22 protein-coding genes are annotated in these 24,356 nt (G+C 64.3%); 18 read left to right on the top strand and 4 right to left on the bottom strand.

The window, feature by feature from the left end; translation table 11 throughout:
• Window positions 1-164 precede the first annotated feature (164 nt).
• The 5 genes from JF66_RS02610 to JF66_RS02630 all read left to right on the top strand — a co-directional run bounded on the left by JF66_RS02610 (window position 165) and on the right by JF66_RS02630 (window position 6,708).
• On the top strand, window positions 165-794 hold the full coding sequence (locus JF66_RS02610; RefSeq protein WP_035874803.1) for a DivIVA domain-containing protein: 630 nt from the start codon (window positions 165-167) through the stop codon (window positions 792-794).
• Complete coding sequence (gene lspA, locus JF66_RS02615; protein WP_051973036.1) at window positions 784-1,392, top strand: signal peptidase II; 609 nt, start codon at window positions 784-786, stop codon at window positions 1,390-1,392. Before JF66_RS02610 ends, lspA begins: the two co-directional genes overlap by 11 nt.
• Window positions 1,389-2,315, top strand: coding sequence for an RluA family pseudouridine synthase (locus tag JF66_RS02620; RefSeq protein WP_035874806.1), 927 nt, complete (start codon window positions 1,389-1,391; stop codon window positions 2,313-2,315). The genes lspA and JF66_RS02620 overlap by 4 nt, the downstream gene beginning before the upstream one ends.
• A gap of 114 nt (window positions 2,316-2,429) precedes the next feature.
• A complete protein-coding gene (gene dnaE / locus JF66_RS02625) occupies window positions 2,430-5,897 on the top strand; it encodes a DNA polymerase III subunit alpha (RefSeq protein ID WP_051973049.1) in 3,468 nt (1,155 codons plus the stop codon).
• A gap of 40 nt (window positions 5,898-5,937) precedes the next feature.
• Window positions 5,938-6,708, top strand: coding sequence for a 1-acyl-sn-glycerol-3-phosphate acyltransferase (locus JF66_RS02630; protein WP_035874953.1), 771 nt, complete (start codon window positions 5,938-5,940; stop codon window positions 6,706-6,708).
• Here the strand turns inward: JF66_RS02630 and JF66_RS02635 are convergent.
• Window positions 6,705-7,271, bottom strand: coding sequence for a flavin reductase family protein (locus tag JF66_RS02635; RefSeq protein WP_035874809.1), 567 nt, complete (start codon window positions 7,269-7,271; stop codon window positions 6,705-6,707). The genes JF66_RS02630 and JF66_RS02635 overlap by 4 nt on opposite strands.
• A 70-nt stretch (window positions 7,272-7,341) precedes the next feature.
• Between JF66_RS02635 and hisD the strand changes: the two genes are divergently transcribed.
• The 4 genes from hisD (at window position 7,342) to JF66_RS02655 (ending at window position 11,786) form a co-directional block, all read left to right on the top strand.
• Window positions 7,342-8,676, top strand: coding sequence for a histidinol dehydrogenase (hisD, locus tag JF66_RS02640; RefSeq protein ID WP_035874812.1), 1,335 nt, complete (start codon window positions 7,342-7,344; stop codon window positions 8,674-8,676).
• A 48-nt stretch (window positions 8,677-8,724) separates the two neighbouring features.
• Window positions 8,725-9,219, top strand: a complete 495-nt coding sequence (gene nrdR, locus JF66_RS02645; RefSeq protein WP_035874815.1) for a transcriptional regulator NrdR — start codon at window positions 8,725-8,727, stop codon at window positions 9,217-9,219.
• Window positions 9,220-9,226: 7 nt separating this feature from the next.
• Window positions 9,227-10,264 carry a quinone-dependent dihydroorotate dehydrogenase gene (locus tag JF66_RS02650; RefSeq protein WP_035874818.1) on the top strand — a complete coding sequence of 346 codons (1,038 nt, stop codon included), beginning with the start codon at window positions 9,227-9,229 and terminating at the stop codon, window positions 10,262-10,264.
• Window positions 10,265-10,343: 79 nt separating this feature from the next.
• Window positions 10,344-11,786 carry a hypothetical protein gene (locus JF66_RS02655; protein WP_035874820.1) on the top strand — a complete coding sequence of 481 codons (1,443 nt, stop codon included), beginning with the start codon at window positions 10,344-10,346 and terminating at the stop codon, window positions 11,784-11,786.
• 43 nt (window positions 11,787-11,829) lie between these two features.
• Here JF66_RS02655 and JF66_RS02660 read toward each other — a convergent pair whose 3' ends face one another.
• Window positions 11,830-12,903: a phosphatase domain-containing protein gene (locus JF66_RS02660; protein ID WP_035874823.1), complete on the bottom strand. Its 1,074-nt coding sequence runs from the start codon at window positions 12,901-12,903 to the stop codon at window positions 11,830-11,832.
• Window positions 12,904-13,017: 114 nt separating this feature from the next.
• Here JF66_RS02660 and JF66_RS02665 point away from each other — a divergent pair, with 114 nt between their 5' ends.
• The 5 genes from JF66_RS02665 to JF66_RS02685 all read left to right on the top strand — a co-directional run bounded on the left by JF66_RS02665 (window position 13,018) and on the right by JF66_RS02685 (window position 17,027).
• Window positions 13,018-13,707, top strand: a complete 690-nt coding sequence (locus tag JF66_RS02665; protein WP_051973038.1) for a TetR/AcrR family transcriptional regulator — start codon at window positions 13,018-13,020, stop codon at window positions 13,705-13,707.
• A 98-nt stretch (window positions 13,708-13,805) separates the two neighbouring features.
• On the top strand, window positions 13,806-14,690 hold the full coding sequence (locus JF66_RS02670) for an ABC transporter ATP-binding protein (protein ID WP_035874827.1): 885 nt from the start codon (window positions 13,806-13,808) through the stop codon (window positions 14,688-14,690).
• A complete protein-coding gene (locus JF66_RS02675) occupies window positions 14,687-15,367 on the top strand; it encodes an ABC transporter permease (RefSeq protein ID WP_035874830.1) in 681 nt (226 codons plus the stop codon). Before JF66_RS02670 ends, JF66_RS02675 begins: the two co-directional genes overlap by 4 nt.
• On the top strand, window positions 15,364-16,071 hold the full coding sequence (locus tag JF66_RS02680) for an ABC transporter permease (protein WP_035874833.1): 708 nt from the start codon (window positions 15,364-15,366) through the stop codon (window positions 16,069-16,071). The genes JF66_RS02675 and JF66_RS02680 overlap by 4 nt, the downstream gene beginning before the upstream one ends.
• A 29-nt stretch (window positions 16,072-16,100) precedes the next feature.
• Window positions 16,101-17,027: an ABC transporter substrate-binding protein gene (locus JF66_RS02685; RefSeq protein WP_035874958.1), complete on the top strand. Its 927-nt coding sequence runs from the start codon at window positions 16,101-16,103 to the stop codon at window positions 17,025-17,027.
• 99 nt (window positions 17,028-17,126) lie between these two features.
• On the opposite strand, the gene JF66_RS02690 is transcribed toward JF66_RS02685, so the two are convergent.
• Window positions 17,127-18,071 carry a M56 family metallopeptidase gene (locus tag JF66_RS02690; RefSeq protein WP_035874836.1) on the bottom strand — a complete coding sequence of 315 codons (945 nt, stop codon included), beginning with the start codon at window positions 18,069-18,071 and terminating at the stop codon, window positions 17,127-17,129.
• Window positions 18,072-18,090: 19 nt separating this feature from the next.
• On the bottom strand, window positions 18,091-18,477 hold the full coding sequence (locus JF66_RS02695) for a BlaI/MecI/CopY family transcriptional regulator (protein WP_035874839.1): 387 nt from the start codon (window positions 18,475-18,477) through the stop codon (window positions 18,091-18,093).
• Window positions 18,478-18,564: 87 nt separating this feature from the next.
• Here JF66_RS02695 and JF66_RS02700 point away from each other — a divergent pair, with 87 nt between their 5' ends.
• The 4 genes from JF66_RS02700 to cydC are packed head-to-tail and all read left to right on the top strand — an operon-like array spanning window position 18,565 to window position 24,352.
• Window positions 18,565-19,974: a cytochrome ubiquinol oxidase subunit I gene (locus JF66_RS02700; RefSeq protein ID WP_035874842.1), complete on the top strand. Its 1,410-nt coding sequence runs from the start codon at window positions 18,565-18,567 to the stop codon at window positions 19,972-19,974.
• A gap of 24 nt (window positions 19,975-19,998) precedes the next feature.
• Window positions 19,999-21,003: a cytochrome d ubiquinol oxidase subunit II gene (cydB, locus tag JF66_RS02705; protein WP_035874845.1), complete on the top strand. Its 1,005-nt coding sequence runs from the start codon at window positions 19,999-20,001 to the stop codon at window positions 21,001-21,003.
• Between the two features lie 6 nt (window positions 21,004-21,009).
• The gene (cydD, locus tag JF66_RS02710) at window positions 21,010-22,653 is read left to right on the top strand and encodes a thiol reductant ABC exporter subunit CydD (protein WP_035874961.1); all 1,644 of its coding nucleotides are present in this window, start codon (window positions 21,010-21,012) and stop codon (window positions 22,651-22,653) included.
• The gene (cydC, locus tag JF66_RS02715; protein ID WP_035874848.1) at window positions 22,646-24,352 is read left to right on the top strand and encodes a thiol reductant ABC exporter subunit CydC; all 1,707 of its coding nucleotides are present in this window, start codon (window positions 22,646-22,648) and stop codon (window positions 24,350-24,352) included. Before cydD ends, cydC begins: the two co-directional genes overlap by 8 nt.
• Window positions 24,353-24,356 lie beyond the last annotated feature (4 nt).

Genomic DNA, 24,356 nt, shown 5'->3' on the forward strand with positions numbered 1-24,356 from the left:
GTCGGGATTCAAATCGCGCGTCGCACACGCCGGTCACAGGACGCAAGCATGTATCCTTGATCGGTGTCACACACGCTCAGGCGTAGTGTGATGTCAGCTTGCTCGCGTGAGCTGCACACCAACCAACTGTTCGCAGAAGTATCAAGTTCTAAGGGTGGAAAGCCATGGCGCTAACTCCGGAAGATGTAGTCAATAAGCGGTTCCAGTCGACAAAGTTCCGTGAGGGATACGACCAGGACGAGGTAGACGATTTCCTCGACGAGGTCGTTGTTGAGCTGCGCCGTCTCACGCAGGAAAATGAGGAGCTTCGCGCTCGCATCACCGAGGGTGGCGGCGTCATCGCCGAGACCGTCAGCGCTCCCGCCGCGTCTGCTGCACCGGAACCCGCTGTTGTGCCTGAGCCGGCCGCGGCCGCTCCGGTCGCCGTCGCTCCCGAGCCCATTGATGAAACGGCCGGAACCACGAATCTTCTGCAGCTGGCTCGCCGCCTGCACGAGGAGCACGTCAAGGAAGGTGCCGAGAAGCGCGATGCCCTTATCGCCGAAGGTCATGCCACCGCAGCGCGCGTCATTGCCGAGGCCGAGGCCAAGCAGCGCGCGCAGATGAAGGTCCTCGACCAGGAGCGTTCCGTCCTGGAAACGAAGATCGACGACCTGCGTACGTTCGAGCGCGAATACCGCCTGAAGCTCAAGAGCTACATCGAGGGCCAGCTCCACGACCTCGATGCAACGTCTTCGGTCGGTGCCGGCGTGAACAGCGACTCGAAGTCCAGTTTCCAGGGCTTTGGCGCCTAAGGCTTCATCGAAGCAGGGGTCTCGCGCGCTGATCCTCCTCGCCCTTGTGGCGGTCGGAGTATTCGCGCTCGATCAGACCAGCAAATTCCTCGTGGTCACACACATGGCCGAGGGAGAAATCGTCCGGGTTCTGGGCGCTGTGCTGCAATGGCACTTCGTTCGGAACCCGGGCGCGGCGTTTTCCCTCGCTAGTGGATCGACGTGGATTTTCTCCATCATCGCCGCTGCGGTGGTGGTGTTCATCGTCTGGTTCGCTCGTCGCATCCGTTCCCTGACGTGGGCGCTGGTGTTCGGGCTCCTGCTGGGTGGTGTTCTGGGAAACCTCACCGACCGTCTGCTGCGTGAGCCCAGCTTCGGTGAAGGTCACGTCGTTGACTTCATCTCTACCCCGTGGATGATTCCGGCCATTTACAACGTGGCCGATATGTCCATCGTCATCAGCATGGTGATCTTCATGATCCTCACGATTCGAGGCATCGGTCTTGATGGCCGTCGGGTGACCGACTCCCCGAAATCGACGGCCACAGAGCCGCCCGAGGTGCCGCCGCACGAGGATTCGCCGCACCAGAACCAGCCGAAAACCGGAAATACCCCATGACTGCCCAGACCCGTTCCCTGCACCTCCCCGATGGACTCGAGGGGGTGCGGGTGGACGCCGGCCTCGCCAAGTTGTTCGGGTTCTCACGGAGTTTCGCCGCTGAAGTGTGTGAGGCCGACGGAGTGCTCCTCAACGGGGCGGTTGCCGGCAAGTCCGATCGGCTGCACGCCGGCGGCTGGATTGAAGTGACCTGGCACACGAAGGAGCCGGTACGCATTGTGCCGATTGCCGTGCCGGACCTGACGGTCGTTCACGACGATGAGAGCATCATTGTGATCAACAAGCCGGCCGGGGTGGCCGCCCATCCCAGCGTCGGTTGGACGGGACCGACGGTCCCCGGGGCCTTGGCCGCGGCGGGCTATCGCATTGCGACGTCGGGCGCCGCGGAGCGAGCCGGCATCGTTCACCGACTCGATGTCGGTACCAGTGGCCTCATGGTCGTCGCGAAGTCTGAAATGGCCTATACAGCGCTGAAGCGTGCTTTCCACGACCGGGAGGTCGAGAAGATCTACCATGCCGTCGTGCAGGGGCACCCAGACCCGCTTGCCGGGACCATCGAGGCACCCATCGGTCGTCACCCGAGCTCCGCCTGGAAATTCGCCGTCATGTCCGACGGGAAACACGCTGTCACCCATTACGAGACACTTGAAGCCTTCCCGTCTGCGTCCCTGCTCGAGATCCACCTGGAGACCGGACGCACGCACCAGATTCGCGTGCATATGGCCGCGCAGCGGCATCCCTGCGTGGGGGACGCAATGTACGGCGCTGATCCCAGCATCACGGCACGGCTCGGGCTCACCCGCCAGTGGTTGCATGCGAAGCAACTCGCCTTCACCCACCCGGATTCGCACGAATGGGTCACCTTCAACGCGCCGTACGCGCCAGATCTCGCGCACGGTCTATCCGTGTTGCGTGGCGACTGACCCCGGCACGCACCAACCAGCAGTGATTCAATCAGCAGAGTGAGCACAGTGAGCACTACTTCTTCGACCTCGACGGATTCATTCGTGCACCTTCACGTACACAGCGAGTACTCGATGCTGGACGGCGCGGCGCGCGTGAAACCGCTGATCGCCGCGGCCGTCGAACAGAAGATGCCTGCAGTTGCCATCACGGACCACGGAAACGTCTTCGGCGCGTTCGATTTTTGGCGCACCGCCACAGACGCCGGTATCAAGCCGATCATCGGCACGGAGGCGTACATCACGCCCGGCACGGACCGGCGCGATAAGACGCGGGTGCGCTGGGGGACCGGTGCCCAGAACCGAGACGACGTCGGCGGCAGTGGTTCGTACACCCACATGACGCTGTTGTCCGAAAGCACTGAGGGCATGCACAACCTGTTCCGGTTGTCGTCCAAGGCATCACTTGAGGGCTACTACTTCAAGCCACGCATGGACCGTGAACTGTTGAGTCAATTTTCGACGGGTCTGATCGGGACCACGGGCTGTGTGGGTGGAGAGGTGCAGACCCGCCTGCGACTCGGACAATACGAGGAGGCCAAGAAGGCGGCGGGGGACTTCCAGGACATATTCGGCAAGGAGAACTTCTTCTGCGAGATCATGGATCACGGCATCGACATCGAGCGTCGCACCATGACCGATCTCCTCAGGCTCGCGAAGGAGCTTGACCTGCCGCTTCTGGCGACGAACGATCTGCACTACACGCACGCGCACGACGCCACGGCGCATGCCGCTCTGCTCTGTGTGCAGTCCGCGTCAACGCTGGACGACCCCAATCGGTTCAAGTTCGATTCCAACGAGTTCTACCTCAAGACCGCGGCCCAGATGCGGCACATGTTCCGAGACCATCCCGAGGCCTGTGACAACACACTTCTCATCGCCGAACGATGCGACGTGGAGTTCAACACCAAGGCCAACTACATGCCGCGTTTCCCTTGCCCGGAGGGGGAAAACGAGGAGAGCTGGTTCGTCAAGGAAAACGAGATCGGGCTGGCCATGCGCTACCCGAACGGAATACCTGCCGACGTGCGCAAGCGCGCCGACTACGAAATCGGCATCATCATCCAAATGGGGTTTCCCGGCTACTTCCTGGTCGTTGCCGACTTCATCATGTGGTCCAAACAGCAGGGTATTCGCGTCGGGCCCGGCCGCGGCTCGGGTGCCGGCTCCATGGTGGCCTACGCGATGGGCATCACCGACCTCGACCCGCTCGTGCATGGTCTGATCTTTGAACGATTCCTGAACCCTGATCGTGTGTCCATGCCCGACTTCGACGTCGACTTCGACGAGCGCCGACGTGGTGAGGTCATCAAGTACGTCACGGAGAAGTACGGCGAGGAACGCGTTGCCCAGATTGTGACCTACGGCACGATCAAAGCGAAGCAGGCCCTCAAAGATGCCAGTCGGGTGCTGGGCTTCCCCTTCGGGATGGGTGACAAGCTCACCAAGGCCATGCCGCCGGCGATCATGGGCAAAGACGTGCCGCTCACCGGGATGTTCGACAAGGACCACCCGCGGTACCGTGAGGCCGCCGACTTCCGCGCGGTCATCGAATCAGACCCGGAGGCCAGAACCGTCTTCGACACGGCCCTCGGTCTGGAAAACCTGAAGCGCCAGTGGGGAGTGCACGCGGCAGGCGTGATCATGTCGTCCGACCCGCTCATCGACATCATCCCGATCATGAAGCGCGAAGCGGACGGCCAGGTCGTCACACAATTCGACTATCCCGCGTCGGAGGCCCTCGGTCTGATCAAGATGGACTTCCTGGGGCTCCGCAACCTCACGATCATCGACGACACGCTCGACAACATCGAGGTGAACCGGGGTCACCGCCCGGTACTGGAAGATCTGGGCCTGGAAGATCCGGCGGCCTACGAATTGCTCGCGCGCGGTGACACGCTCGGGGTGTTCCAGCTGGACGGCGGGCCGATGCGGTCCCTCCTGCGGCTCATGAAGCCCGACAACTTCGAAGACATCTCGGCCGTTATCGCGCTCTACCGGCCAGGGCCCATGGGAGCGAACTCCCACACCAACTACGCGCTGCGCAAGACCGGGCAGCAGGAGATCATTCCGATCCACAAGGAGCTCGAAGAAGCCCTCTCCGACGTGATCGGCACGACCTACGGCCTGATTGTGTATCAGGAGCAGGTGATGTCGATCGCGCAGAAACTCGCCGGCTTCTCCCTGGGTGAAGCCGACCTGTTGCGCCGCGCAATGGGAAAGAAGAAGAAGTCCGAGCTGGACAAGCAGTTCGAAGGCTTTTCCAGCGGGATGAAAGCCAACGGCTACTCGATGGATGCCGTGACCACCGTGTGGAACATCCTTCTTCCGTTCTCCGACTACGCCTTCAACAAGGCGCATTCGGCCGCCTACGGCGTGCTGTCGTACTGGACGGCCTACCTGAAGGCAAAATATCCGGCCGAGTACATGGCGGCCCTGCTCACGAGCGTGGGAGACTCCCGCGACAAGCTTGCCCTCTACCTCAACGAATGCCGCCGCATGGGAATCAAGGTTCTCGCGCCCGACGTGAACGAGTCCATCGGCTTCTTCGCGGCCGTCGGCACCGACATCCGCTTTGGACTCGGTGCTGTGCGCAACGTGGGTTTCAACGTCGTCGATGCCATTCGAGCGACCCGTGAATCGAAAGGGCGCTTCGAGTCGTTCCATGATTTCCTGCGCAAGGTGCCGCTGCCGGTGGCCAACAAACGTACGATCGAATCTCTGGTCAAGGCGGGGGCATTTGACTCCCTTGGCGCCACCCGACGCGGGATGGTCGAGATTCACGAGTCCGCGGTGGAGTCGGCCGTCAAGATCAAACGCGAAGAGGTACACGGCAACATCGGATTCGACTTCGACAGTCTTTTCGACGAGCCGCAGGACACCGATCAGGTGCCGGATCGTCCGGAATGGAGCAAGAAGGAGAAGCTTGCCTTCGAGCGCGACATGCTGGGACTCTACGTCTCCGATCACCCCCTCGCGGGACTCGAGATTCCTCTCGCCAAGCACGCGAGCACGTCCATTGCCGACCTCATCGCCTCGGAGACGACCGAGGATGGTGACACGGTCACGGTCGCGGGTTTGATCACGAGTGTGCAGCACCGCACGGCCAAGAAATCGGGTAATCAGTACGGCATGATCCAGGTCGAAGACTTCGGCGGGGAGATCACGGCCATGTTCATGGGCAAGGCCTATGTGGAATTCGCCCCCGAGTTGATCAACGATTCCGTTGTGGTTGTGCGAGGGCGGGTGAGCATGCGGGACGATGGAATGAACCTGCACGCTTTCAGCGTGTTCCAACCGGAACTGGGGCAGGCCTCAGACCAAAGCACGGTGTCGATCACCGTCACCGAAGCCCGAGCGACCACCGACACCGTGCAGCTGCTCGGCGAGATCCTGACCCGTCATGCCGGAGATGCGGAGGTCCGCTTGAAACTGGTGAAGGGCGACACCGCACGCGTATTCGAGCTGCCGCATCGGGTCACCGTGAGCGCGGACCTGTTTGGCGAGCTGAAGAGCATTCTGGGCCCGAATTGCCTGACCTAACTGGACCATGCGCCTCGGTCGGCGGCACTATTCTGACAGCATGACAACGTTTGAGCCGATCTACGGCATTGCGATCGCTGCGGGGCGAGCCCTGTTCGGTGCCCTGCGCCTCAAGCCTCGAGTCGAGGGACTCGGCCACCTGCCGGATTCGGGGGGTGCCGTGCTGGCGATCACGCACTTCGGTTACCTTGATTTCGCCCTGGTCGAGTGGAGGATGTGGCATCACAACAGACGGCACATCCGCTTTCTGGCGAAGAAGGGCGCCTTTCGGCAGCCCCTCATCGGCGCTCTTCTTCGCGGAATGCACCACATTTCGGTAGACATGACCAGCGGAGCCGCCGCGTATGCGCAAGCCGTGGACGCCCTCCGGGACGGTGAAGTTCTCGGGGTTTTCCCTGAGGGTGGCGTGAATGCGTCATTTACGGTTCGGGACCTCAAGACCGGGACGGTGCGCATGGCAGCGGAGGCCGGAGTTCCGATCATCCCCATCGCCGTCTGGGGCGGGCATCGGCTCCTCACCAAGAACCGGAAGCCCTCGCTTCGTCAGGCCATTGGGACCCCCGTGCGGTTTGCCATCGGTGAGCCGTTTGCGGTTTCGGTCGCCGACGACGCCTCGGCTGATACCCGTCGCCTTCACGACGCCCTGCAACACCTCGTCGACCGACTGCAGACGACCTACCCCGTGGACGGAACAGGACAATGGTGGCAGCCGGCCCATCTCGGGGGAACGGCTCCCACGCCAGCCGAGGCCGCCAGGGTTGAAGCGGAGCGGCAGCGGCGTCGCGCCGCGGAGCGTTCCGACGGGGCCTAGACCGAGGCCTGCAGGGTCGCCCCTGGAACACGGTAGGCGCGTTCATGGTAAAGCAAGGCGTCGTCGTCCTGACCGATTCCGCCGTCCTCGATCTGCACGACGACGACGGCGTTGTTGTGCACCGATACACGCTCCACGATCCGCCCGACCATCCACGACGTGACGTCGTTGAGCACGGGTAACCCGTGCGGGCCGACATGCCAGTGATCGCCGATGAAACGCTCCGCGTGGGGACCGGCGAGTTTTTCTGCGACGGCTCGATTGCGCGCTCCGAGCATGTGAATGATGACACGATCGTTGTGCACGATGGCCGGCCAGGTGCTCGCCGAGCGCGCCATGTTGAACGTGGCCAGGGGAGGGACCGCCGACAGTGACGCCAGGCTGGTGGCGGTGAAGCCCACGGGACTACCGTCCTCCGCGAGCGTTGAGATGGCGGCCACGCCAGCCGCGTGACGCCGAAACGCGTGTTTGAAGGCCGCAAGGTCCAGCGGGGCGTTCGGGTCGGACGCGAGCGTGGGAGGTGTGGACGGGGCGGCTAACCGGGGTGCAGGGGTGTCATTCATACGTAACCATCAATCTCTTCGTAGTCAACACTATTCCCGGTTGCAAATCTTGACGGATAAGCTGGAGTCGATGATTCAGACTATTGACCTCCGCGGAACCCTGACCACCCCGGCGGCGCTCTTGGCTGCCGTACCCCGTGCCGTGACCAGCGTCACCTCAGCGAGCGACGTTGCGGCGGAACTTATCGCCGATGTGAAGGCGCGGGGGGAAGCCGCCCTGTTGGATCAGGCGGAACGCCTGGACCACGTGCGCCCAGCCCAGGTGCGGGTTCCGGCGGAGCATTTCCTTGAGGCCGTGGCTGGGCTCGATCCGGCCGTGCGCACGGCTGTGGAGGAGACGATCCGGCGCGTACGCCTCGCGAGCGCGGCTCAGGTCCCGCCCGCTGTGACCACCACGATCGGTGAGGGCGCCACCATCCGTCAACGCTGGCAGCCGGTCAATCGAGTGGGGCTCTACGTACCCGCGGGCAAGGCGGTCTACCCCTCGAGCGTTGTCATGAACGTCGTTCCGGCGCAGGTGGCGGGCGTCGCGTCGATCGCCCTCGCGTCTCCACCGCAAAGTCGTTACGACGGGCGCGTCCACCCCACAATCTTGGCTGTCGCCGCGCTCCTCGGCGTTGATGAGGTCTATGCGATGGGTGGCGCCGGTGCCATCGGCGCCCTCGCCTACGGCGTCCCCGACCTTGGTCTCGACCCCGTTCAGATCGTCACCGGGCCGGGAAACGTCTATGTCGCCGCGGCGAAACGCCTCATTCGCGGTCAGGCCGGGATTGACTCGGAGGCCGGTCCCACGGACATCCTCGTCATAGCGGATGCTCATGCCGACCCCGCGCTTGTCGCCGCCGATCTGGTGAGCCAGGCCGAACACGACGAGCTGGCCGCTGCCGTGTTGGTCACCGACTCGGTGGAACTCGCGGATGCCGTGTCGACCCTGCTGACCGCACTGGCCGCAACGACCACGCACAGCGAGCGAGTGACGGCGTCCCTGACGGGGCACCAGTCCGCTATCGTGCTCGTGGACGACCTCGCCGTCGCCGCGGCATTCAGTAATGCGTTCGGTCCTGAGCACCTCGAGATCCAGACCCGTACCCCCGAAACGGTGCTCGCCACGATCGAGAATGCCGGTGCTATTTTCCTCGGGCCGCATTCGCCGGTGAGTCTCGGGGATTACTCCGCAGGATCAAACCACGTGCTTCCAACGGGGGGACAGGCGCGGTTCTCGTCGGCGCTCGGCGCGTACACGTTCCTTCGTCCGCAGCAGGTTGTCAGCTATGACCGGGAAGCCCTGCGCGCCGTGTCAGCGAACATCGCGGCGTTCTCCCATGCGGAGGCGCTGCCCGCACACGGCGATGCCGTCACGGCCCGATTTGCCGCGGAGAACGCGCCCGACAATGCCGAGCACTAGCTCGGCCGCTGCCGGGGTGCTCCCTCGGCGCGATAGGGTGGCATAACCATGTTCTGCCCGTTCTGCCGCCACCCAGACTCCCGAGTCATCGACTCGCGCACGAGCGACGATGGCCTGTCTATTCGCCGTCGGCGTCAGTGTCCTGAATGCGGACGCCGCTTCAGCACCACGGAGACGGCCAGCCTCAACATCATCAAGCGGAGCGGAGTTGTCGAGCCGTTCAGCCGGGAGAAGATCGTGTCCGGCGTGCGCAAGGCGTGTCAGGGGCGGCCCGTAACCGACTCTGACCTCGCCCTTCTTGCCCAAAAGGTTGAAGAGACCATTCGCCAGACCGGGGCTTCACAGATCGACGCCAACGACATCGGCCTGGCCATCCTGCCTCCGCTGCGCGACCTTGATGAAGTTGCCTACCTGCGATTTGCCAGCGTGTATCAGGGATTCAGCTCCCTCGAAGACTTCGAGGGAGCCATTCTCCAGCTTCGCGGGGAACACCCCGGTACCGACGGCGCGCATCTGCCCGCTGCCTCGCCGATCACCGATTGAGCGCCGGATGTATCCACTCTTCTTCTCGCTCATCCTGACCCGGCTGGATCCGGAGCGAGCACACCACCTGGCGTTCAGTGCCATACAGATGCTCCCGCGTCTGGGGCTTTCCCGCGCCGTACACCACTTCACTCGCCCGCGCACCGATCTGAGCGTCAGCACCCTCGGCCTGCGTTTCGAGTCGCCTTTCGGCGTGGCCGCCGGTTTCGACAAGGATGGCGAAGCCGTGCTCGGCCTGGGTGCGCTCGGCTTCGGGCACGTCGAGGTGGGTACCCTCACAGCGGTCGCCCAACCCGGGAATCCCCGACCACGCCTCTTTCGGCTGATTCCCGACCACGCGGTGATCAACCGAATGGGTTTCAACAATCGTGGAGCGGCCGCGGCCGCTCCACGATTGACGCGAATCCGGCACGTCGCCGGCCGACCGGTGCTCGGAATCAATATCGGAAAGAGCCGTGTCACGGCCGTCGACGATGCCATCGAGGACTACCTCGTGAGCACGCGCCTCCTCGCCCCACTTGCGGATTACCTCGTGGTCAACGTCAGCTCGCCCAATACTCCCGGCCTGCGTGGGCTGCAGGAACTGGACCGATTGGCTCCGTTGCTCACGGCAGTGAAGGAAGCCGCAGCCTCGACGCCCCTCCTCGTCAAGATCGCGCCAGATCTGAGCGACGAGGAGGTGCTGCGTATTTCGGGCCTGGCCGTTGAGCTGGGGCTGGACGGCATTATCGCGACCAACACCACGCTGTCGCGTGAGAACCTGAAGACGGAATCGGCCGTCGTGACGGCGGCCGGGGCGGGCGGTCTTTCCGGGGCGCCTCTGGCAGGCCGATCTCTCGAGGTGCTCACACTGATTCGCAGTGTTGTTCCCGGCGACTTCTGCGTGGTGTCGGTGGGTGGTGTCGACACGGCCGAGGACGTCGCCGAACGCTTGGCCGCCGGAGCCACTCTCGTGCAGGGGTACACGGCCTTTCTCTACCGTGGGCCGCTGTGGGCACGCCGGATCAACCGCGGTCTCGATCGCCTGCGTACCGGGGCGCGCTGACCTTTCCCATCTTTCTTCTAGTCACGAGGACCCAGGCGCGCAATACTTGCGGTGTTCGATCGACAAGCGGGAGTTTTTCATGGATGACGTCCGAGCGGCTGAGGACGGCCCGGTAGCTGGCCCCGCGTCCTGGGTCGAGGGCGGAAGAGACATCCGATCCGTTGACGTCGGCGGCTCCGCGCTCCAGATCACCTACGGGCACCGTAGCTGGCACGTGCCGCTGGAACGGCCCGTGCTGACCCTCGTGGGTCGCTCCTCGCCGGCGAGGACGATCGATGCTCGGTCCGGCGTCGTTCCCTATGTCGACATCGGCGGACGACTGGGAGCGCTGTCCGAGTGGATCGGTGGCAGCAGTCCGTTCGCTGTGGCGGTCCTTCAGGGGCACGGCGGCGCCGGCAAGACGCGGCTGGCGGTTGAACTCTGCCGTGTGGCCGAAGCCAGGCGCTGGCTCACCGGACTGCTCCGGCACTCCGTGGACACGCTCGGACTCGCGGACCTTGCCGACACCCCGGCGCCCCGCCTCGTGATCGTCGACGGGGGAGAGAACCGTCGAGCCCAGCTTGAGGTCGTGCTCCCTACCCTGCGGCTCTCAGCGAGCGAGCTTTATCCCGTTCGAGTGGTCGTGCTGGTGCGCTCGGCTCGCGGGGGACTCGAAGGCGGTCTGGAATCGCTCACCTCTGGCAGGGGCGCCGATGCCGACACCATTCTTGAGACGTCGTCCGTTTTCGACCTCGATGGGCTGATGCCAACAGCGTCCGAGAGCGCTGAGCTCCTCCGAACGGTCGCGATCGCTCTGCGTTCCGGTGTCGGGCCCGCCCAGCGTATGTCGGTTGAGGCGGATATCATTCCGGCGCTGAACGGTGAGGCGCCGATGAGGACAACCGTCACCGCACTGCTCCGGGCACGGCATCGCGATGACCTGCTCGGCCCCGATCTGATGGAAGGCCTCCTGCGATATGAAGAGGAATCCTGGGGAAACGTGACGAACGTGCACGTCGATGCGGGTCCCACGTTTCGACGCAGGGTGGTCGCCCTCGCGGCACTGGCCGGTGCCCGCGGCGAAAACGAGGCGGCACACCTGTTCGCCGCGCTCCCCGAACTGGCCCAGAGCAGCCGTTTCGAACGCCAGCGCATTGCCCGGTGGGTTCACGACCTGTACCCGGGACCGCTCTGGTGGAATCCGATGGCCAGGGGCCTCCTCGCCGAGCACCTCGTCGCGTCCTCGCTGCGCGACGTGCCGGAAGCCCTGGATGCCGTCCTGAGCAGGCGTCGGCCCGAGAACCTCGTGCAACCGCTGGTGATGCTGACGCGGATCTGCGCGGATGATCCAGCCTTCGCCTCGACGGTGAGACCGGTCGTGATCTCCCTGCAGGAGCAGCTCCGACGTCAGGCGGCGTTCCAGCTCGCTGAAAGGGACGACGTGCATGCCCTGCTCAGCGGAACGATGCTCTCCGATGTGCTGGAGCGCTCCCTGAGCGTGATCGCAAGGCCGTTCGACCCGTCCCTCTCCGACATCGCATGAGCGCGTCAGACGTCGACCGCGGTCACCTTCGGATGGCCGCTGGCTACAGCAGACCGTATTCCGCGAGCTGATTGGCGAGACTGGACCCATCAGGTCCGTAGACCCAGGGAGACTCCTCCGTTCCCTCGACAGCATCCTTCGATCGGCTGCCGGCAAGAACTGCTTCGCTCGGGGACAACTGGCGGATGGCGACGGCCGCAACACTCCCGGGAAACTCCTGCATGAACTCGCTGTAGATGGCCTCGTCGTGTTGGCCGTCGTCACCGATCAGGATCCAACGCATGTCCGGAAATTCCAGGGCGAGGCGGCGCAGATTTTCGCGCTTGTGCTCCCGGCCGCTGCGGAAAAGTCGGTCGTGGGTCGGTCCCCAGTCGGTCAGCAGGAGGGCTCCGGACGGGTACAGGTTGCGAGAAAGGAACCTGGTCAGGGTGGGCGCGACGTTCCACGCGCCCGTCGACAGGTAGATCACGGGAGCTCCGGGAGAGGCCGCTGCCAGGCGTTCCAGGAAGACGGCCATGCCAGGGGTGGGAACCCGGGCATGCTCGTCAAGGACGAAAGTATTCCACGCGGCCAGAAGAGGGCGGGGAAGGGTGGTCACCATAACGGTGTCGTCCACATCAGAGACGATCCCGCGCGTGGTCCCGGGAGCCACAATCAGCACGGGGGCCTCCTGCACCGCGGAGTTCTCCGTGTGCAGCCTGGCCACGTGCCACCCCGGCGTCAGAGAAACCTGAACGACAGCGTCAACGACGCCGCCCCTGTCGGCCTCGACCTCATGGATCTCGCCGCTGATCTCAATGGTCACAATGACGGCCTTGACCGGCACACTCGTGAAACTCCGCCACCCGCGGATGCCCGCGTCGCGTCCGTCCGTTCGGGGCTTCTTCTCCCGCGGCACAGAGCCGGGCTTCTCTGGCTTGGCCAGCAGAACACGGCACAAGATTCGAACCCACCCGGTCGACCCGTAGCCGGTGAACGGGATAACCATCGGGCGATAGCCACGCTTGCGCGCGAATCCTTCACGGCGGTCGTGCAACCAGTCCTCGATTCGGGCCGCACGGTGCATCATCTGAGCGGGAGTGAGCGCGATCGGCGTCTTGTCTCGGGACTCTGGCACCCCTCAAGTCTCTCATGTACGCGGTGCTCGGGGGGCACAGCACCGTGCCCTACCCCCAAAATAGGGATGCGGGCGGGTGACACGTAGTATTGGCAATAATGTACAGGGGGACAGATGTCGCACGTCGACTTTATTAGTGAAGAGAGCGTGGCCCCAGGAACACCGGGCCGGGCGGAACCGATCCAGCAGCGCAGCGCCGCGCGGCTGTCCGGTCTGCTGGACGCCGCGGCGGCCGTCGTCGATGAGGTCGGGTTCGACCGCATCACGACGGCCATGATTGCGGAGCGCGCCGGCGCCTCGATCGGCACGGTTTACCGGTACTACCCGGATAGGGTTGCCGTGCTCAATGCCCTGCACGAGCGCGCCGTGCTCCGACTGCGAGAACGCGTCGTCGCCGAACTCGGCACGAACAAGCCCGAAACGTGGTGGGATGCGGTCGACGGTGCAATCACGGCCTTCGTCAGCCTCTACCGGTCGGAGCCTGGTTTTCGGATCCTCAATTTTGCGGACCGCGAGCGCCCGCTGATCGGTGAGGAACCAGATCTGGAATCCGGGTCCTTTTCCCGTCAGCTGGCGGCCGCGTTCGAAGAAGAGTTCGGGCTGCCCCAGGAACCGGACCTGACGTTTCGGCTCGAGGTCGCGGTCGAGCTTGCGGACGCTCTTCTGTCCCGAGCCTTCCAGGTGGACCCCCTGGGGGACGAGCAGTTCATCGCGGAATGCCGTCGTGTCATTCGGACCTACCTGGAGAGTTTCTATGGGCCGATCGTTCCGATCGCGCCCGCGAGCATCGAGCAGATCGGGTAGCGGTTCGGCAATCCATTTTGCCTCCGGCGTCGAACCGTGGTTGGCTTGATTATCTGGTTTGTGTCGATTCGGCGCCACGCGAGGAATGAGCCACCTGAATGATCGAATTTCGTTCTGTTTCGAAGCAGTTTCCCGACGGTACGCTGGCCGTGCAGGATTTCAGCCTGACCATCCCGTCGCGCAAGACCACGGTGCTGGTGGGCACGTCGGGCTCGGGGAAGACGACCCTTCTGCGCATGATCAATCGCATGGTGGATCCGAGCAGTGGTTCGATTGAGATCGATGGCGCGGATATCGCCACCCTGGAGCCCGTCGGTCTGCGGCGCAGCATCGGCTACGTGATGCAGAACTCCGGCCTGTTGCCGCATCGGAAGGTCATCGACAACGTCGCGACCGTCCCTCTGTTGCGCGGCGTCCCTCGAAAGACAGCGCGCGCGGACGCCCTTCTGCTGCTCGATACCGTTGGACTTGACCGGTCCCTCGCCGATCGGTACCCGAGCCAGCTTTCGGGAGGCCAGCAACAGCGCGTGGGCGTGGCCAGGGGGCTGGCCGTCAATCCCAATATCCTGCTCATGGACGAACCTTTCGGAGCCGTAGATCCCATCGTTCGCGCCGAGCTGCAGCAGGAGCTGCTGCGCCTGCAGCGCGAGCTCGATAAGACCGTGGTGTTCGTCACGCACGACATCGACGAGGCATTCCTGCTCGGGGATCAGGTGGTTATCCTGCGCACCGGTGGCCTGGTCGCGCAGGTCGGCACACCCGCTGAAATTCTGTCCAACCCCGCCGATGACTTTGTGGCGAGCTTTGTCGGCGCCGATCGCGGAAAGCGTGCACTGCATCTGGAGAGTAGGCCGGACGGTGATGTGGTCGTGGACTCCGAGGGGCGCCTCGCCGGCGTGTTCGTTGCTCCCGCGGTACGAGGAAACAAGGCCGGCCCCCTCGCGGGGTCGGGTGCTCCGGCGCAGGGTGGGGATTCGCGGTGACCTGGTTGTGGTCGAACCTCGACCTGATTTGGGATCGCACCCTGGATCACCTCGTGTTGAGCATTCCGCCGATCATCCTGAGTTTTGTGATCGCCCTACCCTTGGGTTGGCTGGCCCATCGATACCGCGTGAGCCGGGGTCTTATCCTGACCGCTGTCGGTCTGCTCTATGCGATTCCGTCTTTTCCGCTCTTCATCGTGCTGCCCTTCATCGTGGGTACAACCCTGCGCTCACCGCTCAACCTGATCATCGCCCTCACGCTCTACGGCGTGGCCCTGATGGTGCGCGTGGTCGCAGACGCGCTCGGGTCCGTTGATCCAGACGTTCGCCGGTCGGCCTCGGCCATCGGATTCTCCTCCCGAACGGAGTTCTGGCAGGTTGAGCTTCCCCTGGCCGGACCGGTGTTGTTGGCAGGGCTCCGGGTCGTCACCGTCAGCACGGTGAGTCTCGCGACCGTCGGTGCCCTCATCGGTGCGCAAAGCCTCGGCAGTCTCTTCACCGACGGGTTTCAACGCGGTATCCAGGCCGAGATCATTGCCGGCATTGTCGCCACTGTCGTTCTCGCCCTTGTTCTTGACCGCGCGCTCGTCTTCGTCGGCAGGCTACTCATGCCGTGGAATCGTGCCCCTCGGGTCACGGCGACTCATGCGCCACTGCGTTCGGGGGCGTCGGCATGAATTACTTCACCGAGGCGCTGGCCTGGTTGGTAGACCCCGCCAATTACACGGGGCCGAACGCCATCGGCATCCGGGTGCTTCAGCATCTGGGATTCACCCTCGTCACCCTCGTGTTGGCATCGTTGATCGCCATTCCCCTCGGTTTCGTGATTGGGCACACGGGTCGAGGGCGCGGATTGGCTGTCGGGACGTCGGGCGCCTTTCGCGCCATCCCCACCCTGGGGCTCTTGACCCTCGTGGCGCTGACGGTCGGTATCGGGCTGACCGCGCCCTACGTGGCATTGACGGTGCTGGCCATCCCGCCCATCCTGGCCGGCGCCTACGCCGGATTTGAGGCCATCGATCGCGCGACAATCGATTCCGCGAGGGCTGTCGGCATGTCTGAGAGTCAGATTGTGCGCAAGGTTGAGTTGCCGCTCGGACTGCCGCTGTTGATCGGCGGACTCCGGTCGGCAACCCTGCAAATTGTGGCGACGGCGACCCTCGCTGCCTACCTCGCCGACTTCGGCCTGGGGCGCTACCTGTTTGCGGGGTTGAAAACCCGTGACTATGCCGAAATGCTCGGAGGGTCCATTCTCGTCATTCTCCTCGCGCTCGCGCTTGAGGGCTTCTTCACGCTCCTGCAAAAACTGGTTGTTCCCCGCGGCGTAGCGGCGGGACGCCCCACAAACATCCGGTCCGGTTCTACACAATCGGCCCGGTGATGGAATTCGCCATCACGGAAGGAAAACGCATGTTCACAGTACACAGAGGCCGACTCGCGCTCATCAGCGTGGTCGCGGTTGGAGCCGTCGTCGCTCTTGCAGGGTGCGCGTCCGGTGATCCCCTGGGCGGTGGAAGTGGGTCGTCCGCGGACGCTCAGACACTCGTCGTGGGATCTCAGGACTACTACTCGAACGAGATCATCGCCGAAATCTACTCTCAGGCGCTGGAGGCCAACGGGTTCACCGTTGATCGCAGCTTCCGCATCGGCCAGCGGGAGGTCTACCTACCCGAGCTGAAGGCCGGTGGAATCGATGTCTTCCCCGAGTACACGGGAAGCCTGCTGCAGGCTCTGAAGACAGACGCCCCGGGCGGAACGAGCGATGAGATCTACACGCAGTTGACGGAAGCGCTGCCCGCCGGGCTGCGCGCTCTCGACAAGGCGGAAGCCTCTGATCAGAATTCCTGGACGGTGACGCAGGCCTTCGCCGACCGGTACAACCTCACGGACATCGCCTCGCTCACGAACGTGACAGAGCCCATCACAGTCGGAGGTAACTCAGAGCTGCTCACGCGAGTCTATGGGCCGGACGCGCTCAAGGAGACGTACGGTATTGAGACAGCTGGATTTGTCCCCATCGAAGATGGCGGCGGACCGCTGACTGTCAAGGCGCTCGTGGACGGCGACATCCAGCTGGCGAACATTTACACGGCCAACCCGAACATCGAATCTGACAAGCTCGTCGCCCTATCGGATCCGGACGGTCTGTTCTTCGCCGACAACGTCGTACCTGTCGTGTCTGAGAAGGTCGATGAGAAGGCCGCGGCGGTGCTCAACAAGGTCAGTGCCGCACTCGCCGCTGGCGATCTCCCGAGCCTAAACGCCGAGAGTGTGAACGACCAGAAGTCGGCGGATGTCATTGCCGCCGCCTGGTTGAAGCAGGCCAACCTCTTCTAATCCCGGCGAATTCGACGGAGATCTTCCGCGTTTCGCGTGACCTGCCAGCAGGCCGCTGAAACGGGAGGATCTCCGTCGAATTGTTCGCGTACGAACCGCTTAAGCGAGGACGAGTACGACCGCGGGGCTGATCACCAGCACGATGGCTGACGTCAGAGCTGCCCACGACTCAAGGCTCGACAGCGGCGCCGCGGGAGTCATCAGTCGATGAACGCGCTGAGCCACGAGCGGCTGCTCTGGCACGTGCGCGGCCCACGCCGGAACGGCAGATTCCGGGGAACCAGCCTCTGGCTGCTGGCCTAGTCCCACGAGGGCGATAGCCGTCGCCAGCGTTCGGTCGTCGATCACGCGGCGGGCATGGTCGTCCGCGAGCATCTCGACGAGCAGGGCGACAGCATGCTCAGCGCGATTGGCGATGGGAAACCACGGCAGGGCACTACGCCACGACTTGAAGGCCAGCAGGACGAGATGGTGCTGCTGGCGAAGGTGCGCCTGTTCGTGCGCGATCACGCCGCGCAGCTGGTCGCCATCGAGCAGCCGGAGCAGGCCGTTGGAGAGTACCGTTGCCGAGCGGATGGCCCCCGGAAGACAATAGGCCACGGGAGCGGCGTAGTCGATGACACGCATTCCGGGGCGGTCGGGCAACGGATCACTCAGCAGATTGATCAGGTGGTGGTGACGACGTCGTTCACCTTCCGCCCGCACGAAGGTCGATGCGAGGTTGAGCACGAGGTGCGTGCCCAGCAGGAGAGCACCACAGAGCGCCAGGACGTGAGCAAAGGTCGTGGTGGGAGCCGGCGTTCCGGCCCACAGCGCCTCTCCGAGGCCGAGCACCCCGTCCCTCACATCCGCCCCGAACGGTATGAGGCCATAACAGAGCAGCGAGCCGATCATCGAGAAGCCGCCGGCGAGGGCAATGGCCTGCCAGAGCGCGAGGGCGATTCCGGGGGATCGAGCAGGCCAACGCGCGCCGGCGAGGAGCACGGGTAGCGGCCAGGCGAGGGCGAGCGCCACCACCCCAAGAACTAGTGCCGCCGACAGCACGGTCGTCGCAGTTGATCGCTCACGGTCGAGGGGAATGCACCGCGCCGAGAAGGTGACGCAGCGTGTCGGCTTCTTCCGGGGTGACGTTGCCGATGAATCGCGCAAGCGCTTCCTGGCGGTCCGGCACGGAGCCGAGCACCTGGTGCATCAGCTGCGCAGTATGTTCCGCACGCGTCGTCACTGCCGTGTACAGGTGTGGGCGAATGCTGCGATCGCGCGCGACGAAGCCCTTGGTCTCGAGGCGGGAGAGCACGGTGAGCACTGTGGTTGTGGCGAGCGTCTTGGAACTGTCGGTCGCCCGAGCCGGATCGGCCAGGCGATCACGAAGGTCGGTGGCCGACAACGGCTGCTCGGTGTTCCACAGGAGGTCCATGATCAGTCTCTCCAGTACACCCAAGCTTCCCATAACCTCCATCGTAGCTCGCCGACGGTATTTTCTACACCGTGTAGAAGGTATTATTCTACGAGACGTAGAAATGTTCCTGGAGGACACATGAACGAGTGGCTGGATCCTTTACTCCTGTCTCGGTGGCAGTTCGGTCTGACGACCGTCTATCACTTTCTCTTTGTGCCGTTGACGATCGGGATGGCGCTCACCGTGGCGATCTTCCAGACCGCATGGGTGCGCACCGACAAGGCGAAGTACCTTCAGCTGACGCACTTCTTCGGGAAGATCTTCCTGATCAACTTTGCCATGGGCGTCGTCACGGGTATTGTGCAGGAATTCCAATTCGGTATGAACTGGTCGGACTACTCCCGGTTCGTCGGTGACGTCTTCGGGGCGCCCCTGGCGTTTGAGGGCATCATTGCGTTCTTCCTGGAAGCCACGTTCATCGGGCTCTGGATCTTCGGCTGGGACAAACTGCCGAAGAAACTCCACCTCGCCACTATCTGGCTCACGACCGTGGGAAGCATCGCCTCTGCCTACTTCATCCTGGCGGCGAATGCGTTCATGCAGAACCCGATCGCGTACACAATCAATGAGGAGAAGGGGCGCGCAGAACTCACGAGCATCTGGGAACTGCTCACCAACCCCATCGCCCTGGCCGCGTTTCCGCACACGATCTTCGCCTGTTTCATGGTGTCTGCCGGACTGATCATTTCCGTCGCGGCCTGGCACATCTACCGCAATCAGCACCTGGACACGATGCGCCCGGCCCTCAAGTTCGGCCTGTGGATGATGGTCATCGCTGGGGTGCTCACCACTCTCGCGGGCGACCAGCTCGGCCTGGCCATGGTCGACGCCCAGCCGATGAAAATGGCGGCGGCCGAGGCACTCTATCACACGGCCTCCGGCGCCAATGCGAGCTTCTCGATCTTTACCCTCGGTACCCCCGACGGTGTGCACGAACTGTTCTCCGTGCGGGTGCCGTACCTGCTCTCGTTCCTGTCGACCCACACCTTTGACGGCACCGTCGAGGGAATAAACAACCTGCAGGCGCAGTACGTCACGCTCTACGGCCCGGGGGACTACACGCCCACCATTTGGATCACGTACTGGGCCTTCCGCTGGATGATCGGCCTCGGACTGGCCCACATGCTCGTCGCTGTCGTCGGCCTGTGGATGACTCGGAAGGGACGCAGCCCGAAGAGCACGTGGGTATGGAAGATCGCGATCTGGAGTTTCCCCTTCTCACTGCTGGCCATGAGCGTCGGTTGGGTCTTCACCGAGATGGGCCGTCAGCCCTGGCTCGTCTTCGGACTCCTGAAGACCGCCGATGGTGTGTCACCGGGCGTCAGCGGCATCGAGATTCTGATCTCTCTCATTGCCTTCACGCTGCTGTACGGAATCCTTGCCGTGGTCGAGTTCAGGCTGATTCTCCGCGCCGTTCAGAAGGGGCCCGACGACGCGCCGGAACTCGACGAGGCCGGCGAGGTCACGCGCGCGGTCACGGTTTACTAGGCGACGGGCAGATAGGAAAACATCATGGATCTCAACATTCTCTGGTTCTGGATTATCGCTTTCATGTTCATCGGGTACTTCGTGCTGGACGGATTCGACTTCGGGGTGGGTATGTCGCTCCCGTTTCTCGGCAAGGACGACACCGACCGCCGCGTGCTGATCAACACGATCGGACCGGTCTGGGACCTCAACGAGACCTGGGTCATCGTCGCGGGGGCGTCGCTGTTTGCGGCCTTCCCCGAGTGGTACGCCACCATGTTCAGCGGCTTCTATCTTCCGCTGCTGCTCATCTTGCTCGCCCTGATCGTGCGCGGGGTCTCCTTCGAATACCGGCACCAGCGTCCAGAATCCGAGTGGAAGAAGTGGTTCGACGGCATGATCGTCGTCGGGTCTGCCGTCCCGGCGCTGCTCTGGGGCGTCGCGTTCGCCAATGTGGTTCGCGGTGTGCCGCTTGACGCGAACTTCAACTACTCGGGCAGTTTTTTTGACCTGCTGAACCCGTACGCCCTTCTGGGTGGGCTCACGACCCTGCTGCTCTTCTTCACGCACGGGGTGATATTTGTGTCGCTGAAGACTGAAGGCGACATCCGTGTGCGGGCCAGGGCCGTGGCGATCAAGGCCGGAATCGTCACGATCGTCGTGGCTGCGTCATTCTTGATCTGGACCACCTTCGCCTTCGGCACTCTGTCGTCCGGCGTGCTCGCCCTCGTTGCTGCACTGACCCTCGTGGGTGCTTTCGTTGCGAACCTGCGCGGGGCCGAACGGTGGGCCTTCGGCCTCATGGCCGCGACCATCGGTCTGGCCGTACTCACCCTGTTCGCCTCGCTTTTCCCGTTCGTCATGCCGGCCAGCAACGACCCGGCGAACAGCCTGACGATCATCAATGCGGCGTCGTCCCCGTATACCCTGACGGTGATGAGTTGGACCGCTCTGATTGGCATGCCGGTCATCCTCGGCTACCAGGGATTTACCTACTGGGTCTTCCGCAAGCGCATCGGTCGCGCGCACATTGAGGCCGCCGTACACTAAATGCTCGTGCGACCACTGGATCCCCGACTGCTGCGTTACGCGACCGCTGCACGCTGGTTTCTCTTCGTTGGAGCGGTGCTGGGCTTGGCCCAGACGCTCATCGTCGTCGCGTACGCGTGGTTGCTCAGTCGGGTGATCACCCTCGCCATCGACGGCCGCTCGATTGATGAACTCAGCCCCAGTATTGCGGCTCTTGCCGTCATCGTCGGGCTGCGGGCTCTCGTCGTCTGGTTGCTCGACGCGGCCGCCACCCGTGGTGCGGCACAGGTGAAGACACAATTGCGCACCCAGGTGCTCGCCCGCGTCGCCGAGCGTGGCCCCGAGTGGGTGTCCGGTCGGCAGGGCGTTCGTCTTGCGACAACGGTCACCTCCGGGCTCGACGCCCTCGACAACTACTTCGCGAGGTACCTGCCACAGCTTCTGCTCACCGTGATTGCCACCCCGATTCTGGTGGCGGTCATGCTCGCCAACGATCTGGCGAGCGGTATCACGGTCATCATTGTCTTGCCCCTGATCCCCGTGTTCATGGTACTGATCGGCAGGGCGACCCAGTCCGTTCAGCAGAACCAATGGGATGCGCTGCAGCGCCTGGGATCGGGCTTTCTCGACGTTGTCGGCGGGCTCGGCACCCTGAAGATCTTCGGGCGTGAGCGGCGTCAATTCGTGCGCCTGCGCACGATCACCGAGGATTATCGCCAGCGCACCATGAAGGTGCTCCGCGTGTCTTTCCTGAGCGGCTTCGTGCTCGAGCTGGCGGCCAGTCTGTCAGTGGCCCTGATCGCCGTCTCGGTGGGTCTGCGCCTCGTCGACGGTTCCCTGGTTCTCTCCGTGGGGCTCTTCGTGTTGTTGCTTGCCCCGGAGGCATTCCTGCCGATCCGACAAGTGGGTGCCCAGTTCCATGCGGCGGCAGACGGCCTCGCGGCCGCAGGCGATGTCTTCGCCATTCTCGACGACGACGCCAGCGATGGGGCGTCCATCCCGAATGCGGTGTCCATGACCGATCCCGGTACGGCGGCCAGTGCCCTCCACCTGCATTCGCTCACGGTACGACGACAGGGCACGCCGGTCATCGACGGCCTCGACGCCGAATTCAGATCCGGCCACATCTCGGTGATCAACGGGGTCAGTGGTGCCGGAAAATCGACGCTCGTCGGGGCCCTCCTCGGCTTCGTGCCGTACGACGGTGAGGTGCGGCTCGGTGATTGGACGATAACACCGGGCAGTCCGCGCAGCTGGTTGGCGTGGTCAGGGCAGCGTCCGGGGCTGATGTCGGGCACGGTGGCGCACAACGTCGCCTTAGGAGAGGCCGCCGTGGATTCCGCCGCGCTCGAGACATCGCTCGACTGGGCAGGCTTGTCCGGCCTGTCGACGGCCACCCGGCTCGGCGTGAACGGCGCAGGGCTTTCGGGCGGTCAGGCTCAGCGCCTCGCGGCGGCCAGAGCCATCTATCGCGCGCTGGTGCACGGGTGCGCCGTGGTGGTGTTCGACGAACCGAGTTCCGCCCTGGACGCCGCGGCAGAGCTGGATCTGCTGCGGGGCCTTCGCCGGCTCGCCGATCAGGGGCGGATCGTCATTGTGGTGAGCCATCGGCCCGTGGTTGTCGCCGCCGCAGACCGGGTACTGACCATCCGGGAGGACGCTCATGTCTAGGCTGTCCGCAGACTCCCGAGCCGTGCTCCGGCTGGCGCAGCCGCGCGCACGGCGCTTCGCGCCCGGACTCGCGGCGGGCGTGCTGAGCGCACTCTTCGCCGTTGCCTTGCTGGCTGTGTCCGCCTGGCTCATCACGAGGGCCGCCGAGATGCCGCCGATCCTGTTCCTGTCCATGGCCGTCGTCGGGGTGAGGGCCTTTGCCCTCGGACGATCGGTCTTCCGTTATCTTGAGCGCGTCGCCAGCCACGACGCCGCTTTCGCCCAGCTCTCTGAGCTGCGGCTCGGAATCTTCGCGCGTATTCTGCCGCGTGCACCGGCCGGGCTCGCGCACACCGGTCGTGGCGATCTGCTGAGCCGACTGGTGCGTGACGTCGACGACCTCCAGGACCTGCCGCTCCGGGTCGTGCAACCCCTGCTGGTGGCAGGCCTGACGGCCGCGCTGAGCGTCTGTGGAGTGTGGCTCATCCTCCCTGCCGCCGGGCTGGCCCTCCTCTGTTGCCTCGTCATCGCCGGCGTCGTCGGTACGCTCGTGGCCGGGCGACTGTCGGCGGGTTCCGAACGGACCCTCGCGCCCCTGCGCGGCGCACTCGCCGATGAGATTCTCGAGATCATCGAGAACCTTGACGTGCTGACTCTGTTCGGCGCCCTCGACGCCCGGCTGGCTTCGTTCCGCCGCCTGGACGACCGGCTTCGTCGGGCGACCCTCCGCCGTGCTCTCGGCTTCGGTGTGCAGTCCGCTGTCGTGTCACTCTGTGCCGGTTGCGCCACGATCGCGGCCCTGGTCTGGGGAGTCCCCGCCCTCGGTTTGGATCCTGCGGGGCTGAACGCTCCGGCGTTCGTGGTGATCGTGCTCGTGCCCCTCGCTGTCTTCGAGGTCTTCGGCATGATTCCGCTGGCCGCCGGTGCCTGGCGCCAGGTCCGGTCAAGCGCCGAGCGGGTCGCGTCGGTGGTGCCGCGGGAGATTCCGCGGGAGATTCCGCTTGACGAGGACCACCTGACGAGGGATGCGACGGCGGTGCCAGCGCTTCCAGGCGCCCCAGTGCTTCCGGCAGAGGGGCAGGTCGTTCTGGAACTAGACAATCTCGGAGCGCGGTGGCCGGGAGCAGCGACGCCGGCGCTGGCCGGCGTCTCGCTGCGCCTGGCGCCGGGCGATCGCGTGCATCTGGCGGGCCCGAGCGGCTCCGGCAAGACCACCCTCGCGACGACCCTGGTGCGCTTTCTGGAGTACACAGGGTCGTATCGGCTCGGTGGCGTCGAAGCCCGCGACCTGCCTCAGCATCGGGTGCGCGGCCTCGTCGGACTCTGCGAGCAGCGACCGTGGCTGTTCGACGACAGCATTCGCCAGAATCTGCTGTTCGCCAGAGACACCGCAACGGACGCCGATCTCCTGGCCGTTCTGGGTCGGGTCGGGCTGGGCCCGTGGGCGGCCGCTCGCGGCGGGCTCGACGCCCGCGTGGGGGAGCGCGGGGCTCTTGTCTCGGGCGGGCAGGCCCAGCGGATCGCCCTCGCTCGTGCGTTGCTTGCCGACTTCCCCATCCTCATCGTGGACGAGCCGACCGCCAACGTCGATACCGAGCAAGGAGAGCGGCTTGTGCGCGACATTCTGCGCGTGGCTGCCGCCGATAATCGTGCCGTGCTGTTGATCTCCCACACGCCCGTCCCCGACGATCTCATCACCGGCCGAGTGACTCTGGGCTGACCGG

The organism is Cryobacterium sp. MLB-32 (assembly GCF_000738085.1).
Taxonomy (GTDB): Bacteria; Actinomycetota; Actinomycetes; order Actinomycetales; family Microbacteriaceae; genus Cryobacterium.